Origin of the sequence: Methylibium sp. Pch-M, from assembly GCF_004136295.1 — a bacterium.
Classification (GTDB): domain Bacteria; phylum Pseudomonadota; class Gammaproteobacteria; order Burkholderiales; family Burkholderiaceae_C; genus Methylibium; species Methylibium petroleiphilum.
This window is the reverse complement of the sequence record NZ_CP029606.1, coordinates 1553017-1576082: the sequence shown is the minus strand read 5'-3', so window position 1 is coordinate 1576082 and position 23066 is coordinate 1553017. Positions and strand designations below refer to the sequence as shown.

Sequence of the window (23066 nt, the reverse complement as noted above, 5' to 3'; positions counted from 1 at the left end):
CCTACTTCGACGTCGGCATCACGAACTCGGCGCCCTTGGGCGTGCTCTCGGGCCAGCGCTGCATCACCGACTTCTGCTTGGTGTAGAAGCGCACGCCCTCCTCGCCGTAGGCGTGCATGTCGCCGAACAGGCTCTTCTTCCAGCCGCCGAAGCCGTGCCAGGCCATCGGCACCGGGATCGGCACGTTGATGCCGACCATGCCGACCTGGATGCGGCGCGAGAACTCGCGCGCCACGTGGCCGTCGCGCGTGAAGCAGGCCACGCCGTTGCCGAACTCGTGCGCGTTGACCAGCGCCACCGCGCTGGCGAAATCGGGCACGCGCACGCAGGCCAGCACCGGGCCGAAGATCTCCTCCTTGTAGATCTTCATCTCGGGCGTCACGTGATCGAACAGCGTGCCGCCGGTGAAGAAGCCCTGCTCGTGGCCGGGTACCTTCAGGCCGCGGCCGTCGACCACCAGCTTCGCGCCCTCGTCGACACCGTGCGCGATGTAGCCCTCGATGCGCTCGAGCGCCTGCGGCGTGACGATCGGGCCCATCTCGGCGTCGAGCTCCATGCCGTTCTTGACCTTCAGCGCCCTGGCGCGCTCGGCGAGCTTCGGCACGATCTGGTCGGCCACGTCGCCCACCAGCACCGCCACCGAGATCGCCATGCAGCGCTCGCCGGCCGAGCCGTAGGCGGCGCCGATCAGCGCGTCGACGCTCTGCTCCAGGTCGGCATCGGGCATCACCACCATGTGGTTCTTCGCGCCGCCCAGCGCCTGGACGCGCTTGCCGTGCTTCGCACCGGTCTCGTAGATGTACTGCGCGATCGGCGTCGAGCCGACGAAGCTCACCGCCTTCACGTCGGGGTGGGTCAGCAGCGTGTCGACCGCCAGCTTGTCGCCCTGCACGACGTTGAACACGCCGTCGGGCAGGCCGGCCTGCTTCAGCAGCTCGGCGATGAAGAGGCTGGGGCTGGGATCGCGCTCGCTGGGCTTGAGCACGAAGCTGTTGCCGGTGGCGATGGCCATCGGGAACATCCACATCGGCACCATGACCGGGAAGTTGAACGGGGTGATGCCGGCCACCACGCCCAGAGGCTGGCGCAGCACCCAGTTGTCGATGCCGGTGCCCACCTGGTCGGTGAAGTCCGTCTTCAGCAACTGGGGCGCGCCGCAGGCGAACTCGACGATCTCGATGCCGCGCGTGACCTCGCCCTGCGCGTCGGTGTACACCTTGCCGTGCTCGGCGGTGATCATCGCGGCCAGCGTGTCGCGCTGCTCGTTGAGCAGTTGGAGGAACTTGTTCAGCACCCGCGCGCGGCGCAGCGGCGGCGTGTCGGCCCAGGCCGGGAACGCGGCCTGCGCGGCGGCGACCGCAGCGTTCACCTCGTCGGCCGAGGCCAGCGCGACCTGGCGCGCGACGGCGCCGGTGGCCGGGTTGTAGACCGCCTGGCGGCGCCCGCTCGTGCTGGGCACGGCGCGGCCGCCGATGAAGTGGCCGATCTCGGCGGTGGCGGTGAAAGCTTCGGGAGCGCCCATGTCGTGTCTCCTGGCGATGATTCGATCCCTGCAGCTTAGGTGCGCCAGGCGGGTCTGACCAGTCACGTTGCGTGACTACATTGTTCGTTTGGGTGAACAATGGGCGCATGAGCACGACCCCCAACGCGCCGCTGTGGCCCCACGTGCATGCCCTCGGCACGATCGCGCAGAGCGGCAGCTTCACGCTCGCCGCGCAGCGGCTCGGCCTGTCGAAGGCGGCGGTCAGCCAGCGCATCGCCGAACTCGAGCGGGCGGTGGGCGTGCCGCTGCTGCAGCGCACGACGCGCAGCGTGCGGCTCACCGAGGCCGGCAAGCAGCTGGTCGACGAGACCGCCGCCAGCTTCGCGCAGATCGAGCAGAGCCTGCTCGGCGTGCGCGACCTGGCCTCGCAACCGCAGGGCCTGGTGCGGATGACCGCGCCGGTCGCGCTGGGGCGCCAGCACGTCGGGCCGCAGCTCGAGAGTTTTCTGCGGGCCTGGCCCGGCATCCGCGTCGAGCTCGACCTGTCGGACCGGCTGGTCAACCTCGCGCACGAGGGCTTCGACCTGGCGGTGCGCCACACCAGCGCGCCGCCCGACAGCCACGTGGCGTGGAAGCTGTGCGCGTCGCGCACGCTGCTGCTGGCCTCGCCGGCCTACCTGCGGCGGCGTGGCACGCCGCGCCATCCCGACGAGTTGGCGGGGCACGACTGCCTGCCCTATCTGCGCAGCGGGCCGGCGCTGTGGGCCTTCGAGCAGGCCGCGGCCCGAGGCCGCCGCGGCGAGCCGGAGCGGGCCCGCGTCACCGTGACCGGCCCGCTGCGGGCCAACAACTCCGAGGTGCTGCGCGACGCAGTGCTGGCCGGGCTGGGGCTCGCGCTGCTGCCCGACTTCAGCGCCGCGGCGGCGGTGAAGGCCGGTCGGCTGCGCGAGGTGCTGCCCGACTGGCGGCCGGTCGGCTTCTTCGGCGATGCGATCTATGCGCTGCGACCCTTCAGCGCGCAGGTGCCGCGGGCCGTGCGCTCGCTGGTCGAGCACCTGCGTGCCGCCCTGGCGCCGGGTTTCGAGCCCTGAAAAAAAACAGCCCACCGGGGAGGGTGGGCTGGCAAGTCCTTGGGAAAGGACATCGTTGGGACTGTTGGAGCGTGCCGCGCCGCGAAGGGTGATCGCTGTGGCGCCGGCGCGCGCATCCTTGTTCCGTGTGACAGCGGGTGAGGAAACTGTAGGAGTCGGGGCGTTGCACACCCATCCCCATAACGTAGGGGTTCGGGGGGGCCGCCGCTGCGTTCAATCGAATGCGAGCGCGCTCACCGGCGGCAGGTGGGTGGACAGGCATTGCCAGTCGTCGCCGCCGTTCCCGCTGAGCCAGAGGTTGCCGCTGGTGGACGCCATCGCGAGGCACTCGCCGCCGGCATCGACCACGAGCGCGTGGCGATAGACCAGGTCGTAGGCGGGCGGCGGCGGCAGCCCGCGCGTCAGCGTCTCGAAGCTGGCGCCGCCGTCGCGGGTGCGCGTCACCGCCAGCCGGCCCTCGACCGGTACCCGGCACTCGTCCTTCACGGCCGGCACGAACCACGCGGTCGCAGGTTGCTGCGGGTGGACGGCAACCGCGAAGCCGAACACCGAGGGGCCGGCCTCGGTGACCTCCTGCCAGCTGCGTGCGCCGTCGCGGCTGACGAAGATGCCGTTGTGGTGCTGGGCCCACAGCGTGTCCGGTGCGGCGCGGCACTGCACCACGCGGTGCGGGTCCTGGATGTTCTGTTCGTGAGCCTGGTCGGGCGGCATGAAGGCCGCGCGCATGCCCTGCGCCGACAGGGCCCAGCTCGCGCCGTCGTCGTCGCTGCGCCAGACGCCGCCGCACGAGATCCCGAGCAGCAGGCGCCGGCTGTCGCGCGGGTCGACCAGCACGCTGTGGATGCCGGGGTGGTCGTAGCCGCCGCCGAACCAGCCGCGGCGCTCGGGGCGTTGCCACAGCGACTCGACCAGTCGCCAGCTCGCACCCCGGTCTTCGGAGCGGAACAGGCCGCCCGGGATGGTGCCGGCCCACAGCACGCCGGGCTGTTCAGGCCCGCCGGCGGCGAGGCTCCAGATCAGCTTCAGATCCCAGGGCGCCGGATCGTCGTCGCCGTCCGGCTTGGCCGGATAGGCCGGTGCGGCCAGCTCCTGCCAGTGGCTGCCACCATCGTCGCTGCGGTGCAGCTTGCAGCCGAAATGGCCAAGGTTCAGCGCGGCGTACAGCGCGCCGTCGCGGGCGTCATGCAGGACTTGACTGACCGGGTCGCCGAGGAAGGCCGGTGCGGCGTTCGGCCGCCACCCGCCGTTGTCGTCGCGGTGCCAGCCCAGCAAACCCTTGCGGGTGGCGACCCAGAGTCGGTTCGACGGCATGGGGCTCTCCTTGGCATCGAGGAACGCGATGCGCTTTCAGCCGCCGGTCAGCGCCTGCAGCACGTGCACGTCGGCATCGGGGCGCAGCGCGTCGCTCAGGTGCCGCCGATCCCGGGCCCGCTGCCCGTCGATGAAGACCGCGACGTGGGCGCGCAGGGCGCCCTGGTCATCGAGCAGGTAGCCACGCGCCCGCGGGCTGGTCTTGAACACCTGCTCGAGGGCTTCGGCCAGCGTGGCGGCCTGCAGCACGTGCCGCGGACAATCGACGTGGCGCTGCAGGTGGGCTGTGAACGTGACGCTGACCATCGCGCACGATTCTGCCGCTGCAGGCGGGCCGGTGGTGCGTCGGCGCGTCAGGCTTGCGAGGGCGCTGCCGCCGCGGCGCGGCGTGCACCAGCCCAGGCGGTGCCGCTCCGGCGCTCGCCGAGGAAGCCGAACTCGAGTGCCGGCCGCTGGCCGCTGATCAGTTCAGCCAGCGCCCGCCCGGAGCCCGCGCCATGCGTCCAGCCGAGCGTGCCGTGGCCGGCGTTGACCCACAGGTTCGCGATGCGGCTGCGGCCGATGCAGGGAATGTTGGTCGGTGTGCTCGGCCGCAGGCCGGCCCAGAAGTTCGGTGCGGACAGGTCGGCCACGCCGGGGAACAGCTCTTCATAGCGCCGCACCAGCGCCTGGCAGCGCACGCGCGCGGTGGGGCTGTCGAGACCGGTGTCGTAGCCGGCCAGCTCGGCGGTGCCGGCGATGCGGACCTCGTCGCCCAGTCGCGAGACGGCGATCTTGCGCGCGTCGTCGATCATGCTGACCACGCTGGCGCGCTCAGGCTGGCGCAGCTTCAGCGTCGCCGAGTAGCCCTTGGCCGGATAGATGTTGAGGTGCACGCCGAGCGGGCGCAGCAGCGGCGCCGTGTAGGAGCCGAGGGCCGCGACGAAGACATCGGCCTTCAGCGTGCGCGGTTGCTGCGACGCGAGGTCGTGGACGCGCACCGCGCCCAGCCGATCGCCTTCGCGGTCCAGGCCATCGATCGCGTGGCCGTAGAGGAAGACCGCGCCGCGCGCGGCGCAGCGCTTCGCCAGTTGCTGCGTGAAGACGCGCGCATCGCCCGACTCGTCGCTCGGCGTGTAGGTGCCGCCGGCGATGCGCGGGCCGTAGCTCGCCAGCGCCGGCTCGACGCGCAGCACCTCCTCGCGCGACAGCACGCGGCGGTCGACGCCGTGGCGGCGCATCAGCTCGGCACCGGCCGCGCCGCCTTCGAAGTCCTTCTGGCTGCTGAAGAAGTGCAGGATGCCGCGTTCGAGCCGGTGGTACTCGATGCCGGTCTGCGCCACCAGGGCCTTCAGCGACTCGTGGCTGTAGCGACCCAGCGCGACGAGTTGCTGGACGTTGCGTTCGAAGGCGCCGTCGGTGCATTGCGTCAGGAAGCTCAGGCCCCAGCGCCATTGCCAGGGATCGAGCTTGGGGCGGAACAGCAGCGGCGAGTCGTCGCGAGCCAGCCACTTCAGCACCTTCAGCGGCGCCTCGGCGTTGGCCCAGGGCTCGCAGAAGCTGACCGAGATCTGCGCACCATTGGCGAAGCTGGTCTCCAGCGCGGCATCGGGCTGGCGGTCGACGACCGTGACCTCGTGCCCCTGCTCGAGCAGGTACCAGGCGGTGCTCACGCCGATGATGCCGGCGCCCAGGACGATGACCTTCATGATGGCGAACTCCTCATCAAGCCTGCTTCAGGGGCGTCAGCATCAACTGCGCCGCGACTGCCCACATCACCACCGCGACGAGCGCGTCGATCGCCCGCCATGCGGCGGGCTGGCGCAAGAAGCGCGCCGCGCCGACCGCCCCGAAGCCGAGCAGCGCGAACCACGCCGCCGACGCCAGCCAGGCCCCGGCGACGAAGCCCAGCCGCGCCGCACCGGCATGCTGTGCACCGACGCCGCCGACCAGCACCACGGTGTCGAGGTAGACATGAGGGTTCAGGTAGGTGAGCGCGAGCGTGGTCGTCAGCGCGCCGCCGAGCGAGCCGCCGCTGCCCGCGATCTGCAGCCCGGCGGCCGTGCCCAGCCAGGCCTGGCGCGCGGCGCGCCAGCCGTAGGCCACGAGGAAGGCCGCACCGCCGTAGCGGAAGGCTTCCAGCAGCAGCGGCTGCGCGGCGATCAGCGCCCCGAGGCCGAACACGCCCAGCGCCACCAGCAGCCAGTCGGACAGCGTGCAGAGCAGCACCACCGGCAGCACGTGCGCGCGCATCACGCCCTGGCGCAGCACCAGGGCGTTCTGGGCCCCGATCGCGACGATCAGGCCGCCCATCATCAGCGCGCCCTGCAGCAGCGCGGTGGGCACGGCGGGATCGAGCGGGAGGCCGGTGGACAGCATGGCGGGATTGTGGCCAGGGCCCGCCCCCCAGTGAAGTGTGATTCAAGTTATTGGCATTACATTAGAAACACTGATCAATTGACCGGGACCGCGCCATGCAGAACCTCGATCCCGCCGCGCTCGATTGCCTGGCGGCGCTGGCCGACGATGGCAGCTTCGAGCGCGCCGCACAGCGGCTGTCGATCACGCAGTCGGCGGTGTCGCAGCGGCTGCGGGCGCTGGAATCCCAGGTCGGCCAGTTGCTGGTGGTGCGCGCCCGGCCATTGCGGCTGACCGAGCCGGGCAAGGTGCTGCTGCGCTTCGCGCGCCAACTGCAGGCCATGCGCGCCGACGTCGCCCGCGAGCTCGGCGAGCGCATGCAGTCGCAGGCCCGGCTGCCGATCGCCGTCAACGCCGACAGCCTGGCCACCTGGGTGCTGCCGGCGCTGGACGATCTGGTCCAGCAGGGCCTGAAAGACGGCTTCGGGCTGGAGCTGATCGTCGACGACCAGGACTTCACCCACGAGTGGCTGCGCCAGGGCCAGGTGCTGGGTTGCGTGTCGACCGTGCCGCAGGCGCTGCGCGGATGCCGCGTCGAGCCGCTCGGCGTGATGCGCTACATCGCGGTGGCCAGCCCCGGCTTCGTGGCACGCGAGCTGGACGGCGACGCGGCCGCCGGGCTGCACCGCGGCAACTTCGCGCGCGTGCCTTTCCTGGTGTTCAACCGCAAGGACGACACGCAGACGCAGTGGGTCGCACAGGCCTTCGGGGTGCGCGCGCCACGGCTGGAGGAGCGTTTCGTGCCGTCTTCCGAGGCCTATGTGCGGGCCGCCGCCCTGGGTTGGGGCATCGGCGTGGTGCCGGAGCTGCAGGTGCGCGAACGGCTCGCGCAAGGCGAGCTGTTGTGCCTGCGCCCCGACATCGGCATCGAGGTGGCGCTCTACTGGCACCAGTGGAAGCTGGGCGACGACAGTGGCCTGCCGGTGCGCGCCGCGCGGCTGGACGAGGTGGGCGCAGCGCTGGCGCGCGGCGCTGCCATGGCGCTGGATCGCTGACGGCGGCGCGGACGCCGCCGCGCACTCAGCGCGACGCGGCGTCCGGTGACGAACGCTGGTTCGGCTGCGGCGCCGGCTGCAGGCGCTCGGGGGCGCCGTGGCGGCCGAGCGACGCCGGGCGCACCCCCGCGCTCGGTGGCTCGAAGCGCCATTCGGACGCGTCGTCGCCCGCCGCAGCGAGCAGCATCGCGCTGACCACGGCGGCGCTGACCGTGCCCCAGGTGATGGCTTGCAGAGAAGTGCGGGTCATGGGAATGGCCGAGGGTTGCAGTGCGACAAGCATGAAGCGGGCCGCGGCCCGAACGACGAGGTTAGGCGATCGGGCCGCCACGGCCAAGCCGCCAAGCTAGGGAAGTCGTGACGAAACGCAGCGGGGCGCCACCGGATCTTCACGGACGCTGGGCACAATCGGCCGCCTCATGTGGCGCCGTGATTTCCTCCATCGCCTCGGCCGCCGTGCGGCCACACTGGCGCTCGGCACGCTGTTCGCGCCCGGCGTCGGCCGCAGTGGCGAGCGGGCCGAGACGCTCCGCGGTGGCGCCGACCCCTTCACGCTCGGCGTCGCCAGCGGCATGCCGGCGCCCGACGGCGTGGTGCTGTGGACCCGGCTGGCCCCGAGGCCGCGCGAACCGCTCGGTGGCCTGCCCGACGCGCCCATCGCGGTGCGCTGGGAACTGGCCGAGGACGAGGGCTTCTCGATCGAACGGCGCACTGGCGTGGTCTGGGCCCGGCCCGAGCACGCGCACAGCGTGCACGCCGAGGTGACGGGCCTGCCGAGCGACCGGCGCTACTTCTACCGCTTCCATGCCGGGGAGGCGACCAGCCCGCTCGGGCGCACCCGCACCGCGCCGGCGCCCGAGGCCGAGGTCGGCCGCCTGCGCATCGCGCTGGCGTCCTGCCAGCACTACGAGCAGGGCGAGTTCACGCTGCACCGCGAGATCGCCGCGCGCGACCTCGACCTGGTGCTGTTCGTCGGCGACTACCTCTACGAATCCAGCAACGCGCGCCTGCGCATCCGACCGCACGAGGCGGCACAGCCGACCACGCTGGACGGCTTCCGCCAGCGCCACGTCACCTACAAGCTCGACGCCGCCCTGCGCGCGGCCCATGCGGCCCACCCCTGGGTGCTGACCTGGGACGACCACGAGGTCGAGAACGACTACGCCGCCGACGCCTCGCGCGATCCCTCGCGCAGCGCGGCGGCGTTCCTGCAGCTGCGCGCGGCCGCCTACAAGGCCTACTTCGAGCACATGCCGGTGTCGCCGCGCAGTGCGCCGGTGGGCGCGCAGATGCGCATCCACGCGCACTACCGCTGGGGCCGGCTGGCCGACCTGTGGACGCTGGACAACCGCCAATACCGCTCGCTGCAGCCCTGCAATGCGCCCGGCGTGGCCGGGGGGCGCATCCTCACGCAGTGCGAGACGCTCGAGGACGAGTCGGCCACGGTGTTCGGCGCCGCGCAGGAGCACTGGATCGGCGAGCAGCTCGCCGCCAGCCGGCGCGGCTGGCGCCTGCTGGCCCAGGGCACGCAGATCGCGCCCAGCGGCATCGACACGCCGCTCGGCCGCAGCCTCTTCAGCGACGGCTGGGACGGCTATCCGAAGGCGCGCGCACGCCTGATGCGGGCGATCGCCGGGCAGCCGCAGGGCAACGTGGTCTGCCTCGGCGGCGACGTGCACCGCCACGTGGCCGCGCGCCTGCGCGCCGACGTCGGCGATCCGCGCTCGCCGGTGGTCGCCAGCGAGTTCGCCACCAGCTCGCTCACGTCGCGCGGGCTGTCCGACACCGCCACGGCGCTGATGCGCAGCAGCAATCCCGACCTGCTGCATGCGCGCAGCGACGAGCGCGGCTACGTGCTGCTCGACCTCACGCCGCAGCGTCTGCACGCCGAGCTGCGCGCCACAGCCTTCCCGGTGGCGGCCGATGCGCGGGTCCACACCCAGGCCGCCTTCGTCGTCGAGGCGGGCCGCGCCGGACCGCAACGCGACGCCTGATCGCACCGCAGGGCGACGCCGTCGCCTCACCCGGTGGCAATGGGCCGATAAAGCCCCGCAATTCCGGCGCTCCCCGGAGCGGCATCCGCGCAGACTGCGTGCATGGACCTGTCCCTGTGGTGGAAACGATGGTTGCTGCGCTGGCACCTGCCTCGCGCCGAGCCGCATGTCGTCCACCCGCCGGCCGACCCGGCCGATTGCGGCACCGCCTGGGGGCTCGATCTCACACTGCCGCGCGAGGCCTACGACCGGCCCACCGCGCCGCGTCGCCCGCCGCGCTGAGCGGCCTGCCGCGCTTCACGCAAAGCCGGGCGGCTTCGGGCCACGCTCAGACCTGCAGGTGGCGCCGCGCGCGCTCGCTCAGCGCATTGGGGAAGTAGAGCGCGGTGAGGCTCTTGCTGTGCACCGGCGAGTGGCCGTCGGCGTGGGCGCGCTGCGGGTCCGGCGCGTAGCGGCGCCAGTCGCGCACCCAGTGGATGGCGTCGCAGACTTCGAGCAGGCCCATCGTCTCGCGGTCGCCCACCAGCACGCCCTGCACGCGCAGGCCGTGGCGCTGCCGCGCGCCGTCCAGCAGCGCCAGCGTGGCCGGCGTGCAGCCGAACTCGCCGTCGCTGACCAGCAGCAGGTCGGCCTGCTGCCAGCGCGCGCTGTGGACCGCGGCCACCGCATGCGCGAGCGGTGCCGCCAGGTCGGTGCCGCCGTCGAAGGCCTGGCCGATGAAATCGAGCAGTGCGTCCAGCCCGGCCGGCGTCAGCGCCAGCTCGTGGGTCAGCAGCTCGCCGGCACCACCGAAGGCGATCAGCTGGCAGGCCCGCCGTTCGCGGTGCGCGGTGCGCGCCGCCTGCAGCACCACGGCCTTGGCCAGTTGCTCGGGTGCGCCGCGCATCGACCCCGAGGTGTCGACGCAGACCAGCATCGGGCCGCGCGCCAGCGGGGGCGGCGCGGCCTGCGCCGCGGCGCGCAGGGGCGTGGCGCCGCCCGGTCGCTGGTCGAACAGCACGGCCTCCTCGTCCCACACCATCAGCCGCGCCTCGGCCAGCCGTGCGCGCCACAGCTTGTGCAGCAGCGGATGGCGCAGCTGCGCCGCCTCGGACGGCAGCATGCGCGCCAGGTTGCGACCCGGGCGCACGCCGAGGATCTCGCCCGGCGCGTCGGGCAGGCGCGTCTCGACCAGCTGGCCGAGCACGCGCGTGCGGCCGGGGGCCGTCGGGGCCGGCTGCGGCGACGCCTCGCGCGGCAGGCCTCGGCCGAGCGAGGCGATCAGCGCCACCAGCGCCGGGTTGCGCGTCAGCAGCGCCGCCAGCTGCTGGGCCGCCTGCCATTCGCGCCGCGCCAGCCGGCCGCGCAGCGCGTCGCGCTGCAGGGCCGCGAGCTCGCCCAAGTCCTGCAGCAGCGCGAGCAGGTGCTCCCAGTCGGCGTGCAGCAGCGTCCATTCGGCGCGGAACGCCGCCACCATCTCGGCGATCGCGGTCTCGCGCGGCTCGTCGGCCGGGCGGTCGATCAGCCGGTCCAGATGCCACAGCACCGTGCGCAGCACCTGCTGCGCTGCAGCTGGGGCCTCGCGCGCCAGTTCGTGCAGGCCCAGCTCGCCGATCGCCTGACGCAATGGCCGCAGCGCCTGCGGATCGTCGAAGTCGAGCGCCGCGTCGGGCAACTCGCCGGCCTCGAGCGCCGCGAGCCAGGCCGGCGCCTGCCGCAGCCGCGCCTCGCTGGTCCCGACCGCGGTGATCAGCGTCGGCAGCCATAGCTCGCGCGGCAACGCAGCGAGGCCATCGTAGGGCCGGTCGACGGCGGCCAGGCGTGGGTCCATCGGGCGTTCAGGCCGTGGCCGCCGCTTCGCTCCAGCGCACCGGCGCCGGCGCCGGGTCGGTGACCGCGGCGTCGATCGGCAGCGTCGCGAAGTCGGCCCGCACCGCCTGCAGCCGCGCGATCAGCGCCTCCAGGGTCCGCAGCGAGTCCGCATGGGCCGCGGCGATCTGCGCCGCCAGCGTCGGCGGCAGCCACAGGGCCTGCTGCAGCGCCTGGCCCATGGCGGCGGCGCGGGCGCGCAGCGGTTGCAGGTGGTCGTGCGCGCGCGCCAGCACCTCGTCGAGCTGCGACACGCGCGCCGCGATGTGGCGTGCCCCGTAGCGCGGCAGCATTCGCGCTTCCAGCGACGCCGTCACCATGCGGGCCACGCCGGGCCCCTGCTCCAGGCCGCCGATCGCATGCGCCAGCGCCATCTTGCCGCTTTCGCCGTCGTCCTGGCGCGGCTGGCACTCGATGCCGAACTGCTGCTCGAAGGCCTCGATCGCGCGCGTGAGCCAAGTGGCCTCGAGCGGCTGCGCGCCGAGCAGCGTGGCGTGCACCCAGTCGCTCAGCAGCGCCAGCTGCGCCGGCTGCTCGGCCAGGCAGTAGGGCAGCAGCCACAGGTCGATGCGCGACACCGCGCCGCGGCCGCTGCTCGCAGCGGCGGTCTTCAGCAACCCGACGGTCTGGCGCCAGCGGCGGTCCGACACCGCGATGGCCTGCTCGCGCACGAAGCGGCGCGCCTCGGCCAGCGCGTCCAGCACCTCGCTGTCCAGCACCACCGCGTCGCGCGCCGCGGCCAGGCCTTCGCGCTCGGCGGGCGTGATCGGCCGCAGGCCGCCCGGCGCACTGTCGTCCAGCCCCAGCAGCGCGGCGAAGCCGGCGTCGCTGACCGGCTGCACCGGCACGCGCAGCAGGAAGCGGTCGTAGAAGGCATGCAGCGATTCGTCGGCCGGCACCTCGTTGGTGGCGCCGACCACACACACCAGCGGCGTCTGCACGCGCTCGCAGCCGTTGTCGAACTCGCGCTCGTTCAGCAGGGTCAGCAGCGCATTCAGGATCGCCGAGTTGGCCTTGAACACCTCGTCGAGGAAGGCGATGCCGGCGGTGGGCAGGTAACCCTCGGTGAGGCGCTCGTAGCGGTCGTCCTCCAGCGCCTTCAGCGACAGCGGGCCGAACAATTCTTCCGGGACCGAGAAGCGTGTCAGCAGCCGCTCGAACCAGCGTGCGCCCTCGAAGGCGTGCTGCAGCCGCCGCGCCAGCGCGCTCTTGGCCGTGCCGGGCGGGCCGATCAGCAGCACGTGCTCGCCGGCCAGCGCGGCCAGCAGCGCGAGCCGCACGGCGGCCTCGCGTTCGAGCAGGCCGTGTTCGAGCCAGTCGATCAGTGCGCGCAGGCGCGCCGGGTCCGGAGCAGGGGCATGGGCATCCATGCCCCCATTCTGACGGCGGACCCTAGCGGCCGAACAGTCCGCGCAGCTTGTTCACCGCGTCGGTCGCCTGCTTGACCGTGTCGGTGGCCGGGCTCGGCGCCGGCTCGGCCGCCGGGGCCGGGGCGGTGGGAGCCGGCGTCGCCGCGGCGGTCGGCGCCGGCGCGGGCGCTGGCGGCTGCGGCCCGGCGGTCAGCAGCGTGTACTCGATGCGCGTGCGGACGGCCGTCGGGGTGGAGGCATCGACCGCCAGTGCGTGCACGCCATGCTGGCGGGTGCCGAGGTAGTCGCCGAGTTCGCGGCGCACGCTGCCGGCGTCGGCCTCGGACAGGTAGCAGTAGACCCGGCGCACGTCGCTGCGCTGGCGGTCGGACCAGCTGCGCAGCGCCGAGCAGCTGCGGTCATAGCGGGCGCCGGCCGGCACCGGGGCGATCAGTTCGGCCGCCGAGGGCGGCTCGGCCGGGAAGGCGTCGAGGAAGGCGCGCTTCTTCGGGTCGACGCTGTGCAGGATCATCGTGCCCGGGCTTTCGTCGCTCACGGAGGGCCGGTCGCCGTACAGCCGGCCGGGGCCGTCGAAGTAGGCCTTGACCTGGGCCGCGGAGTCGCGGCTGCGGTAGCAGTACATCATCGGGTTGCCGCGGTGGCTGGCCGAGCGGTCGGCCGAGCAGCGCACGTCGAGCACCGCGCCGGGATAGGGCGCGCCGCCCAGCTCGGCCGGCCCGGGCGGCGACTTGGCGATGCGCGCGGCCATCGCCTTCTCCTCGGCGGCCGTGGCCACGTAGTCGGCGCGGGCCGGGCCGGTGGCCGCTGCCGTGGCCAGCAGCCCGATCAGCGCGGCGGCGATTGTCGGGTGGGTCGGCGGCTTCATCGTCGCCCCTCAGCGGCCGAGCACGCCGCGCAGCAGATCCAGCGCGCCGGGCTTCTTCTCCTCGGCCGGCGGCGCGCTGGGCGCGGTGCCGCTCTCGCCCTTCATCACGTCGCCCATCGACGGCATGCCGGGCATCGCGGTGGTCATCGACTTGACGCGCAGCTTCACCGCCCACTGCGGCTCCCACACCGCCTTGGGGTCGGCCGGGCGCGGCGGGTGTGCGAGGTTGAGCTCGGGGCCGTAGGCGATCAGCCGCAGGAACGAGCCCTCGGCCGGCAGGACCCCCTTGGGCACGGTGCAGCGGGTGGTGGTCGGTGCGAGCAGCACGCGCTCCTTCACCCAGCGCTCGACGGCCGGATTGGTCTGGTAGTCGAACAGGCCGAAGCCGGTGTCGGGCAGCTCGCTCGACGTCCAGATCACCATCTCGCTGGCGCCGTCGGCCTGCTCGCCCTTGCCGGCGAAGGCCCCGGCGAAATAGCCGCGTGCGGTCGGCAGCGCGTTCCACTCCAGCGCGGTGGCGCCGGCCTTGTCGGCGGTGGTGAGCGTCAGCGCCGGCATCAGGTCGTTGGCCGCGGGGATCGCGAACCTGAAGCCCTCGGGCACGCCCTGGCCCTTGAACTCGTGCTCGCCGACCAGCGAGCCGCCGTCGGGCACGCGCTTGCCCTCGCTCGGGTTGGGCCAGTGCGGCCGCCCGCTGGCACTGTGCGCGCCGCGCTGCGTGGCGCGGCGCGAGATGAAGAACTTGGCCACGTCCTCGGGCTTGAGCTTGGCGACGTCGAGCACGCGCGGCTGGCCGGCGCGCACGGTGTCGCCGCAGCCCCAGTACAGCAGCAGCCGGCCCTTGGGCTTCTCGGACGGCTCATCGACGCGCTCGTCGCCGTCGTCGCCGGGCACCGGCTTCGCGTCCTTCGGCGACAGCAGCTTGAGCGCCGGGCCGAGCTGCAGCCCGGCCGGCAGCGCCTGCGTGCCTTCGGCGAGCTGCGGGTTGGCGCGCGTCGCGAGCGTGACGTCCATGTAGCGGCCACCGCTGCCGCCGGACTGCGTCGACAGGAACGGCACCGTGCCGCCTCCGCCCACGCCGAACAGGCCGCCCAGCGCCGACAGCGGGTTGTTGCCGCCGCCGCCCAGGCCGCCGAGGCCGGCGCCCAGGCCGCTGAAGGTGGCGACGTCGATCCAGGCCTGGGCGACCGGCGGCTTGGACGGCCCCTTGGGAGCGGGCTGCTGGGCGCCGGCCACGCCGGCGCTCAGGGCCAGCGCGGTGGCGAACGGAACGAGCGGCCGACGCGGACGGCGGAAGGAGAGGGCAGGGGGGGTGGTCATGGCGGAGATCCTCGCAGGAGCAGGGCAGGCGCGCGGCGCAGGGTGCGCGGCGCGGCCGCGATGTTCTCGCGAGTGTGCGACTTTGGCCCTCCCACCGTCGAGGGGGATCGCCCCCGAGCGGGGCCGGCCCGGTTCAGGGCGCCGGGTCGCCGCGCACGCCTTCCACCTGCACCCGCAGCGTCACCTCGTCCCGCACGAAGGGCAGGCCGTAGTCGATGCCGAAGTCGCTGCGCCGGAGGCGGCCCTCGAAGTCGCCGCCGCAGACCTCGCGCTGCAGCACCGGGTGGCGGTGGCAGGCGTAGCGCGTCGCGGTGAGGGTCAGGCCGCGGCTCACGCCGCGCAGTGTCAGTTCGCCGCGCAGCTCGGTGAGCCGGCCGGCGTCGAAGCGCAGGTCGCGAGAGACGAACCAGGCGGTCGGGTGCTCGGTGGTCGACAGCAGCTCGGCGTCGCGCAGGTGCTTGTCGAACGCCGCGAGGCCGGTGCTCACCGAGGCCATCGGGATCGTCACGCCGATCTCGCCGCGGCCCGCGCCGGGGTCCAGGCTCACGCTGCCCTCGGCCGGGCCCAACCGCCCGCGGATCGTCGAGGTGCCGAAGTGCGACAGCTCGAACTGCACCCAGCTGTGCGCCGGGTCGAGGGTGTAGCGCGCCGGCTCGCCCGCCGCCGGCGTGGCGACGAGGGCCAGGCTCGACAGTCCGAGCGCAAGGACGGCAGCGGGGAGGAGACGCATGCGGCGAGGGTGCCGGGGCGGGGGCTGCGCGCGGCCTCTCCTGACGGCCGTGCGGACTCTTATTGCTTCACCGCCTCGATCTGCACCGTCAGGCGCACGCTGTCGGGAATGCTGGGCAGGCCGTAGTTCATGCCGAACTGGCTGCGCTGCAGGGTGGTCTCGAAGTCGCCGCCGCAGACCTCGCGCTTGAGGCGCGGGTTCTCGTAGCAGTTGAAGTTGACCGCCTTCAGCGTGACCGGCTGGCTTTTGTCCAGCAGCGTCAGGGTGCCGCTCACTTCGCTGACCTTGTCGCCGCTGAAGACGAACTTGTCGGAGACGAACTTGGCGGTCGGGAACATCGCCGCGTTGAAGAAGTCGGCGTTGCGCAGGTGGTTGTCGAAGGCCGCGACGCCGGTGTTGATCGACGCGGTGTCGATGCTGATCTCCACCTTGCCGGTCTTGCCGGCACGGTCGAACTGCACCGTGCCTTCCTTCTTGTCGAAGCGGCCGCGTGCGGTGGAGGTGCCGAAGTGCAGCACCTCGAAGGTCACGAAGGTGTGGCCGGGATCGATCGCGTAGCTCGCGCTCTGGGCCTGGGCCGCACCGGCGAAGCAGGCGAGGACGGCGGCGGCGGCGAGAAGGGGCTTCTTCATTCTGGGGTCCTGAAAGGGGGAGGGTTGAGGAGCGGTCGGAAAGGAGGACGGGGAGGGCGCGCGCCGGTCACAGCGCGCCCACGCCGGTCAGGGCGAGCTTGAACTTCACCTGCACTTCGTCGGCGACCATCGAGGTGTCGCCCCAGTCGCCGGCGCCGATCTTGAACTCCAGGCGCTTGATCGCGAAGGCGCCGGTGGCGGTGCTGGTGCCGCCGGCCTGGGTGAGCGTGACCGGCACCAGCACGTCGCGGCTGCTGCCCTTGATCGCGAGCTTGCCGGCCACCTCGAACTTGCCGCCGCCCAGCGCCTTGATGGCGGTGGACTGGAAGGTGGCCTGCGGGAACTTGGCCGTGTCGAACCAGTCGCCCTTCTTCATCTCGGCATCGGTGTCGCGGTCGCCGATGGTGGCGCTGCCGGTGTCGATCGCGAAGGCGATCTTGCCGCTCGCGGGCTGCTTCGGGTCGAAGCTGACCTGGGCGTCGAACTTCTTGAACTGGCCCTGCACCGGCACGCCCATCTGCTTGCTGACGAAGCCGATCTCGCTCTGCGCCGGCAGCAGCTTCGCGGCGGGGGCCTGCGCACGCGCCGGGGCGGCGGCCACCGCGCCGGCGACGGCCAGCAACATCAGGGGGAGCGTGAAGCGTCTTCTCATGCGGGGTCCTCGGAAATCGATCGATCCATCAGGCGCGGCGCGGCCGCATGCGGTCCAGCAGGCCGTCGCGGTCGACGAACTGGTGCTTCAGGGCGGCCGCCACGTGCAGCACCACCAGCGCCAGCAGCGTGTAGGCCAGGATCGCGTGAACCGGCTTCACCAGCTTGGCCAGTTCCTTGTCGACCGGCACGAAGTCGGGCAGCGGCAGCACGCCGAACCACACGATCGGGAAGCCGGCCATCGAGCTGTAGGCCCAGCCGACCAGCGGCACCGCGAAGAACAGCAGGTACATCAGGTGGTGGGTGGCGTGGTAGGTCCGCAGCTGCCATGACGGCATCGCGGTGGCGATCGGTGCCGGCAGCGCCGGCGGGCGGTGCGTCAGGCGCCACAGCAGGCGCAGCAGCGACAGCGCCAGGATCGTGATGCCGGCCCACTTGTGCCAGTTGTAGAACTTCAGGCGCTGCGGCGAGAACGGCAGGTCGCTCATGTACCAGCCCAGGCCCATGCTGCCCAGGATGGCCAGCGCCAGCAGCCAGTGCAGCGCGATCGCGGGGGCGGAGTAGCGGGGGCTGACGGTCGGCAGGCTCATGCAGGAATCGGGGCGTCGAAGTGCACGCACTGTAGTGATTGTTTGGGGCCCGCAAGTTCACAGGGCTTGTCGCGTTACTTCAAAAAAATGCAAGAGATTGATGCACCAAGCCCCCGTGCCCCTGCCCGGATCGCTGCCGTCCCGCAGAATCGGCCGGCTTCCCCGACCCGAGCCGCCTGGCCACTGCCCATGAAGTCGACCGCCCTCTCCGTCCTGCTGCTGGCCTGGCCCTGGGCCGTCGTGTCGGCGCAGGAGGCAACGGCGCCTGCGCTCGCCGACTGCGCGGCGCTCACCGACGACGGCCTGCGCCTGGCCTGCTACGACCGGCTGGCCGGCCGCGAGGCGCCGCCGGTGCCGGTGGTGCCGGCCGGCCGCACGCCCGACGTGGTCGCCCGGCCGGCACCGGAGGTGGGCGGCAACGGCCTGCAGGGCCCGCCGACTCCGGCACCGAGCTTCCTGTCCAAGTACTGGGAACTCGACCGCGCCGACAAGCGCGGCACCTTCAACTTCACCGGCTACCGGCCCAACTTCCTGCTGCCGGTGCACGTGACCACGCGCCTGAACACCCGTCCCTCCAGCCCCAGCCCGGACCGCACGGCCGAGCTCGGCGACTACAAGCGCGTGGAGGCCAAGTTCCAGCTCTCGCTGCGGACCAAGGTCGCGCAGAGCGTGCTGCTGCCCGATGCCGACCTCTGGGTCGGCTACACGCAGCAGTCGCTCTGGCAGCTCTACAACAAGGGCGATTCCGCGCCCTTCCGCAGCAGCGACTACGAACCCGAGGTGATGTACGTGGTGCCGGTGCCCGAGGGTCTGCGGGCGCTGCCGTGGGGCTGGCAGTGGCGCTACGGCATGCTGGCCTTCGCCCACCAGTCCAACGGCCAGACCAAGCCGCTGTCGCGCAGCTGGAACCGCGTCTACGCGGGCGCCGGCTTCGAGCGCGAGGACGTCTCGATCGCGCTGCGCCTGAACCGGCGCGTGCGCGAGAACGCCGACGACGACGACAACCCCGACCTCACCAGCTACCGCGGTCGCGGCGACGTGACGCTGAACTGGACCCCCGGCCGCGCCACCGCGGCGCTGCTGTGGCGCACCAACTTCCGCGACCTGCGGCGCGGCGCGGTGCAGTTCGACTGGACCTACCCGGTCGAGCCCGGCAGCCCGCGCGCGCTGCGCTGGTACGTGCAGCTGTTCAGCGGCTACGGCGAGACCCTGCTCGACTACAACTTCCGCCAGACCAGCCTGGGGCTGGGGCTCACGCTGTTCGAGTTCTGAGGCGCCATGGACGAGCGCTCCACGCGCGCTCAGTCCGGCATGGCGCCGAACAGCCCGGCCGTGCGTGCCGTGAGCGCGGCATGCTCGCGCTCCCCGAGCAGTCGCCAGCGCAGCGCGAAATCCAGCGTCGCCAGCGCGGCATCGACCGTCATCGTGTCGCCGGCCGCCAGTGCCAGCGCTTCGGCCACCGGCAGCCGTTGCAGCGAGGCGACCTCGCCGTCCTGGTTGCACGGCTGCAGGCCGGGCGGCAGCGCCAGGTCGTAGACGAACAGCTGCTCGCGCTGCAGGCCGTGGCCGGCGCAGTCGGGCAGCGCCCGCTGCAGGTCGATGACCCGGCCGCGCGTGGCCCGGCGCACGAGGTCGGCGGCCAGGCCCGCTTCCTCCCAGCCTTCGCGCACCAGCGTCTCGAACGGCGTCTGGCCGTGCGGCACGCCACCGCCGATCAGGTTGTCGAACTGGCCAGGGTCGGTGGCCTTGTGTGGCGAGCGCTGTGCGATCCACAGGTGGCTCGGGCGGCCGTCGGGCCCGGCGACGTAGCCGTTGGCATGCGCGCCGAAGGTCAGCGTGCCCCAGAAGCGCGCCGCCGCGCGCTCGATCCGCGCCAGCACCGGCGCGCCCCAGGCCGGCACGATGGCATAGGTCTCGTCGCGCCAGCCGGTGATCAGGCCCTGCGCGCGCAAGGCCGCGTGGGTGGCGGCGAAGGCGGCGTCGAGCGCGGCGCCGTGCAGCGCGGTGTCCAGCGCGCCGTCGTCGCGTTCCTGCAACCAGGGCGCGTGCGCCCGCAGCGCCGGCAGCGCGCCGGCCGCGACCGAGCCCACGGCCCGGCCGCCCAGGTGGAGCGGGCGGCGCGCGGCGGCGTCGTGCCGTTGCGCCGCATCGATGGCAGGAAAGTCGCGCCGCAGGTCGGGGGGTGCATCCGACGCCGGAGGGCGGGTGCCGCTCACGCTGCCGCGCGCTGCGGCGACCCGGCACGCCAGCGCGCCATCAGGCCGCTCCACTTCGCCCGCGCGGCCACCAGGTGGCGGGCCTTCACGTGGCCGTAGCCGCGGATGTCCTCCGGGATCGCCGCGATCTCCACCGCCAGCGCCAGCCGCGGCGCGTCCAGCGTCGCCAGCAGCTCCTCGATGCAGGCACGGTACTCGCCGACCAGCGCGCGCTCGGTGCGCCGCTCCTCGGTGCGGCCGAAGGGGTCGAGCGCCGTGCCGCGCAGGCCCTTGAGCCGCGCGAGCAGCCGGAAGGCGCCCAGCATCCACGGGCCGTAGCGCCGCTTCACCGGCTCGCCGCGGGCATTCTTCTTCGCCAGCCCCGGCGGCGCCAGGTGGTAGCCCAGCTTCACCTCGCCGTCGAACTGCGCGGCGATCTTCGCGTGGAAGGCCGGGTCGACGTGCAGGCGCGCCACCTCGTACTCGTCCTTGTAGGCCATCAGCTTGAACAGGTAGCGCGCCACCGTCTCGGCGAGCCGGGTCGACTGCAGCGGCGCCTCGGCGGCGCGCACCGTGTCGACGAAGGCGCGGTAGGTCTGCGCGTAGGCCGCGTTCTGGTATCCGGTGAGGAAGTCGACGCGCGTGGCCAGCAGCTCGTCCAGCGCGGGCTTCTTCACGAAGGCGATCACCTGCGCCGTCGCGGTGAGGGCCTGCACCGCGGCCAGGTCGTGCGCCGCGCGCCGGCCCCAGGCGAAGGCGGCCCGGTTGCGTTCGACCTGCACGCCGTTGAGCTCGATGGCGCGCAGCAGCGCGGCCTCGCCCAATGGCACCCAGCCCTTCTGCCAGGCGTAGCCCAGCATCAGCGGGTTGGTGTAGATCGCGTCGCCGAGCAGCGCGGTCGCCAGCCGGTCGGCGTCGAACTTGCCCACCTGCGCGGCGCCGCCGCAGGCCTGCTCGATCACCGCCTCGCAGCGGCCGCCCTGGAACTGCCAGTCGGGGTTGCCGACGAAGGCCGCGGTCGGCGCGCCGTGGGTGTTCAGCGCCACGTGGGTGCGGCCCTCGCGCATCACCGCCAGCGTGTCCTTCTTGGCCGCGACGATGGGGTCGCAGGCGATCACCAGGTCGGCCTCGGCGGTGCCGACCTTGGTGCAGTAGATGGCCTCGGGCCGGTCGGCGATCTGGATGTGGCTCCAGGTCGCGCCGCCCTTCTGCGCCAAGCCGGCGGCGTCCTGCGTGACGACGCCCTTGCCCTCGAGGTGGGCGGCCATGCCGAGCAGCTGGCCGATGGTGATGACGCCGGTGCCGCCGACGCCGGCGACCACGATGCCCCAGGCGCTGTCGGCCCGCGGCAGCACCGGATCGGGCAACGGCGGTCCGCGGTGCGGGTCGTGCGCGGCGTCGCGCTGCGGCTTCTTCAGCGTGCCGCCGGTCACCGTCACGAAGCTCGGGCAGAAGCCCTTCAGGCAGGAGTAGTCCTTGTTGCAGCTGCTCTGGTTGATGCGGCGCTTGCGGCCGAACGGCGTCTCGACCGGCTCGACCGACAGGCAGTTGCTCTGCACCGAGCAGTCGCCGCAGCCCTCGCACACCAGTTCGTTGATGACCACCGTCTCGGCCGGCGTGGCCAGCGTGCCGCGCTTGCGGCGGCGCCGCTTCTCGGTGGCGCAGGTCTGGTCGTAGATGAGGACGGTGCAGCCGGGAATTTCGCGCAGCTCGCGCTGCACCGCGTCGAGCTCGTCGCGGTGCCTCACCGTCACGCCGGGCGCGAGGCCGGCCACGCCGTCGTATTTGCGCGGCTCGTCGGTCACCACGACGATGCGCTTCGCGCCCTCGGCGTCGAGTTCGCGGGTCATCTCGGGCACGCGCAGCGTGCCGTCGACCGGCTGGCCGCCGGTCATCGCCACCGCGTCGTTGAACAGGATCTTGTAGGTGATGTTCACCTTCGCCGCGATGCTCTGGCGCACCGCGAGCAGACCCGAGTGGTAGTAGGTGCCGTCGCCGAGGTTGGCGAACACGTGGCGGTCGGTGGTGAACGGCGCCTGGCCGACCCAGCTCACGCCCTCGCCACCCATCTGCGAGAAGGTGGTGGTGCTGCGGTCCATCCACACCGTCATGTAGTGGCAGCCGATGCCGGCCACCGCGCGCGAGCCCTCGGGCACGCGGGTGCTGGTGTTGTGCGGGCAGCCGCTGCAGAACCACGGCGCGCGGTCGCCGGTGTCCTGCGTGCTCGCGGCCAGTGCGCGTTCCTTCGCGTCGATCAGCGCCAGCCGCGCCTCGACGTGGGCACGCGTGTCGGTGTCCAGGCCGCCGAGCTTGAGCAGCCGCTTGCCGATCGCGCGGGCGATGATCGCCGGCGTCAGGTCGGCCTGGGCGCGCAGCAGCCAGTTGCCGCTGGGATTGGGCTGGCTCCACTCGCCGCCCGACAGGTCGCCCTCCGATTCGTCGAACTTGCCCAGCACGTTGGGCCGCACGTCGGGGCGCCAGTTGTAGAGCTCCTCCTTCAGCTGGTACTCGATGACCTGGCGCTTCTCCTCGATCACCAGGATCTCCTGCAGGCCGGTGGCGAACTCGCGCGTGATGGTGGCCTCCAGCGGCCACACCACGCCCACCTTGTGCAGCCGGATGCCGAGGCGGCGGCAGGCCGCGTCGTCCAGGCCCAGGTCGTGCAGCGCCTGGCGCGTGTCGTTGTAGGCCTTGCCGCTGGAGATCAGCCCGAGCCGCGCGTGCGGCGAGTCGATCACCGTGTGGTTGAGCCGGTTCGCGCGCACATAGGCCAGTGCCGCGTACCACTTGTGGTTCATCAGCCGCGCTTCCTGCTCCAGCGGCGCGTCGGGCCAGCGGATGTGCAGGCCGCCGGCGGGCATCGGGAAGTCCCCGGGCAGCACGATGTTCACGCGGTCGGGGTCGACCGAGATCGATGCGGACGACTCCACCACCTCCTGGATGGTCTTCATGCCCGCCCACACGCCGGAGAAGCGGCTCATCGCGAAGGCGTGCAGCCCCATGTCGAGGATCTCCTGCACGCTGGCCGGGAAGAACAGCGGCAGCCCGCAGGCCTTGAAGATGTGGTCGCTCTGGTGGGCCGCGGTGCTGCTCTTGGCGATGTGGTCGTCGCCGGCGATCGCGATCACGCCGCCGTGCTTCGCGGTGCCCGCCATGTTGGCGTGCTTGAAGACATCGGAGCAGCGGTCCACGCCCGGGCCCTTGCCGTACCAGATGCCGAACACGCCGTCGTGCTTGCGGCTCTGCGGATAGAGGTCGAGCTGCTGCGTGCCCCACACCGCGGTGGCGGCCAGCTCCTCGTTGACGCCCGGCTGGAACACCACCTGGTGGGCCGCGAGGTGCTTCTGGGCCTGCCACAGCGCCTGGTCGTAGCCGCCCAGCGGCGAGCCGCGGTAGCCGCTGATGAAGCCCGCGGTGTCCAGCCCGGCGGCGGCATCGCGCTGCTGCTGCAGCATCGGCAGGCGCACCAGCGCCTGCACGCCGCTCATGAAGGCCTGCCCGGTCTCGAGGGCGTACTTGTCGTCGAGCGTGACCGTCTCGAGGGCGCGACGGATGGACTCGGGAAGGGGCGCATTCATGGCGGCGGAACTCCTG

At 72.7% G+C, this 23066-nt stretch carries 21 protein-coding genes; 5 read left to right on the top strand and 16 right to left on the bottom strand.

The features are described from left to right. Position 1: 1 nt before the first annotated feature. Complete coding sequence (locus C1M51_RS07520; RefSeq protein ID WP_129448900.1) at positions 2 to 1522, bottom strand: CoA-acylating methylmalonate-semialdehyde dehydrogenase; 1521 nt, start codon at positions 1520 to 1522, stop codon at positions 2 to 4. Between the two features lie 107 nt (positions 1523 to 1629). On the opposite strand from C1M51_RS07520, the gene C1M51_RS07515 reads away from it, so the two are divergent. Next, the gene (locus tag C1M51_RS07515; protein ID WP_129448899.1) at positions 1630 to 2574 is read left to right on the top strand and encodes a LysR family transcriptional regulator; all 945 of its coding nucleotides are present in this window, start codon (positions 1630 to 1632) and stop codon (positions 2572 to 2574) included. Between the two features lie 213 nt (positions 2575 to 2787). On the opposite strand, the gene C1M51_RS07510 is transcribed toward C1M51_RS07515, so the two are convergent. From C1M51_RS07510 to C1M51_RS07495, 4 genes are read right to left on the bottom strand one after another with little or no spacing between them, the layout of a single operon-like run. Then, entirely contained in the window at positions 2788 to 3885 is a 1098-nt protein-coding gene (locus C1M51_RS07510) for an exo-alpha-sialidase (protein ID WP_129448898.1), read from the bottom strand. A 36-nt stretch (positions 3886 to 3921) separates the two neighbouring features. After that, positions 3922 to 4191, bottom strand: coding sequence for a MoaD/ThiS family protein (locus C1M51_RS07505; RefSeq protein ID WP_129448897.1), 270 nt, complete (start codon positions 4189 to 4191; stop codon positions 3922 to 3924). Between the two features lie 47 nt (positions 4192 to 4238). After that, positions 4239 to 5573: a D-amino acid dehydrogenase gene (locus C1M51_RS07500; RefSeq protein ID WP_129448896.1), complete on the bottom strand. Its 1335-nt coding sequence runs from the start codon at positions 5571 to 5573 to the stop codon at positions 4239 to 4241. A 16-nt stretch (positions 5574 to 5589) separates the two neighbouring features. Continuing rightward, a complete protein-coding gene (locus C1M51_RS07495; RefSeq protein ID WP_129448895.1) occupies positions 5590 to 6243 on the bottom strand; it encodes a LysE/ArgO family amino acid transporter in 654 nt (217 codons plus the stop codon). 95 nt (positions 6244 to 6338) lie between these two features. Here C1M51_RS07495 and C1M51_RS07490 point away from each other — a divergent pair, with 95 nt between their 5' ends. Continuing rightward, positions 6339 to 7277, top strand: coding sequence for a LysR family transcriptional regulator ArgP (locus C1M51_RS07490; protein ID WP_129448894.1), 939 nt, complete (start codon positions 6339 to 6341; stop codon positions 7275 to 7277). Positions 7278 to 7302: 25 nt separating this feature from the next. On the opposite strand, the gene C1M51_RS07485 is transcribed toward C1M51_RS07490, so the two are convergent. Further along, the gene (locus C1M51_RS07485; protein WP_129448893.1) at positions 7303 to 7527 is read right to left on the bottom strand and encodes a hypothetical protein; all 225 of its coding nucleotides are present in this window, start codon (positions 7525 to 7527) and stop codon (positions 7303 to 7305) included. A 169-nt stretch (positions 7528 to 7696) separates the two neighbouring features. On the opposite strand from C1M51_RS07485, the gene C1M51_RS07480 reads away from it, so the two are divergent. Both C1M51_RS07480 and C1M51_RS07475 read left to right on the top strand, forming a co-directional pair. Continuing rightward, on the top strand, positions 7697 to 9271 hold the full coding sequence (locus tag C1M51_RS07480) for an alkaline phosphatase (RefSeq protein ID WP_129448892.1): 1575 nt from the start codon (positions 7697 to 7699) through the stop codon (positions 9269 to 9271). Between the two features lie 102 nt (positions 9272 to 9373). Further along, positions 9374 to 9553, top strand: coding sequence for a hypothetical protein (locus tag C1M51_RS07475; protein WP_129448891.1), 180 nt, complete (start codon positions 9374 to 9376; stop codon positions 9551 to 9553). Between the two features lie 46 nt (positions 9554 to 9599). Here C1M51_RS07475 and C1M51_RS07470 read toward each other — a convergent pair whose 3' ends face one another. The 8 genes from C1M51_RS07470 to C1M51_RS07435 all read right to left on the bottom strand — a co-directional run bounded on the left by C1M51_RS07470 (position 9600) and on the right by C1M51_RS07435 (position 17277). Then, positions 9600 to 11081 (bottom strand): VWA domain-containing protein, encoded by a 1482-nt coding sequence (locus tag C1M51_RS07470; protein ID WP_129448890.1) that lies wholly within the window; start codon positions 11079 to 11081, stop codon positions 9600 to 9602. Between the two features lie 7 nt (positions 11082 to 11088). After that, on the bottom strand, positions 11089 to 12489 hold the full coding sequence (locus C1M51_RS07465) for an AAA family ATPase (protein ID WP_129448889.1): 1401 nt from the start codon (positions 12487 to 12489) through the stop codon (positions 11089 to 11091). 22 nt (positions 12490 to 12511) lie between these two features. Further along, complete coding sequence (locus C1M51_RS19065) at positions 12512 to 13354, bottom strand: hypothetical protein (protein WP_207207813.1); 843 nt, start codon at positions 13352 to 13354, stop codon at positions 12512 to 12514. A 9-nt stretch (positions 13355 to 13363) separates the two neighbouring features. Further along, positions 13364 to 14674: a hypothetical protein gene (locus C1M51_RS07455; RefSeq protein ID WP_129448888.1), complete on the bottom strand. Its 1311-nt coding sequence runs from the start codon at positions 14672 to 14674 to the stop codon at positions 13364 to 13366. A 133-nt stretch (positions 14675 to 14807) separates the two neighbouring features. After that, positions 14808 to 15404, bottom strand: coding sequence for a YceI family protein (locus C1M51_RS07450; RefSeq protein WP_129448887.1), 597 nt, complete (start codon positions 15402 to 15404; stop codon positions 14808 to 14810). 59 nt (positions 15405 to 15463) lie between these two features. Then, on the bottom strand, positions 15464 to 16036 hold the full coding sequence (locus tag C1M51_RS07445) for a YceI family protein (protein WP_129448886.1): 573 nt from the start codon (positions 16034 to 16036) through the stop codon (positions 15464 to 15466). A gap of 67 nt (positions 16037 to 16103) precedes the next feature. Continuing rightward, positions 16104 to 16688 (bottom strand): YceI family protein, encoded by a 585-nt coding sequence (locus tag C1M51_RS07440; protein WP_129448885.1) that lies wholly within the window; start codon positions 16686 to 16688, stop codon positions 16104 to 16106. 28 nt (positions 16689 to 16716) lie between these two features. Then, complete coding sequence (locus C1M51_RS07435) at positions 16717 to 17277, bottom strand: cytochrome b (RefSeq protein WP_129448884.1); 561 nt, start codon at positions 17275 to 17277, stop codon at positions 16717 to 16719. 189 nt (positions 17278 to 17466) lie between these two features. Here C1M51_RS07435 and C1M51_RS07430 point away from each other — a divergent pair, with 189 nt between their 5' ends. Further along, on the top strand, positions 17467 to 18549 hold the full coding sequence (locus tag C1M51_RS07430) for a phospholipase A (RefSeq protein WP_129448883.1): 1083 nt from the start codon (positions 17467 to 17469) through the stop codon (positions 18547 to 18549). Positions 18550 to 18578: 29 nt separating this feature from the next. On the opposite strand, the gene C1M51_RS07425 is transcribed toward C1M51_RS07430, so the two are convergent. Together C1M51_RS07425 and C1M51_RS07420 are read right to left on the bottom strand one after the other, a co-directional pair. Then, positions 18579 to 19493, bottom strand: coding sequence for an NUDIX hydrolase family protein (locus C1M51_RS07425; RefSeq protein ID WP_242499996.1), 915 nt, complete (start codon positions 19491 to 19493; stop codon positions 18579 to 18581). Next, on the bottom strand, positions 19490 to 23050 hold the full coding sequence (locus C1M51_RS07420; protein WP_129448882.1) for an indolepyruvate ferredoxin oxidoreductase family protein: 3561 nt from the start codon (positions 23048 to 23050) through the stop codon (positions 19490 to 19492). Before C1M51_RS07420 ends, C1M51_RS07425 begins: the two co-directional genes overlap by 4 nt. Positions 23051 to 23066 lie beyond the last annotated feature (16 nt).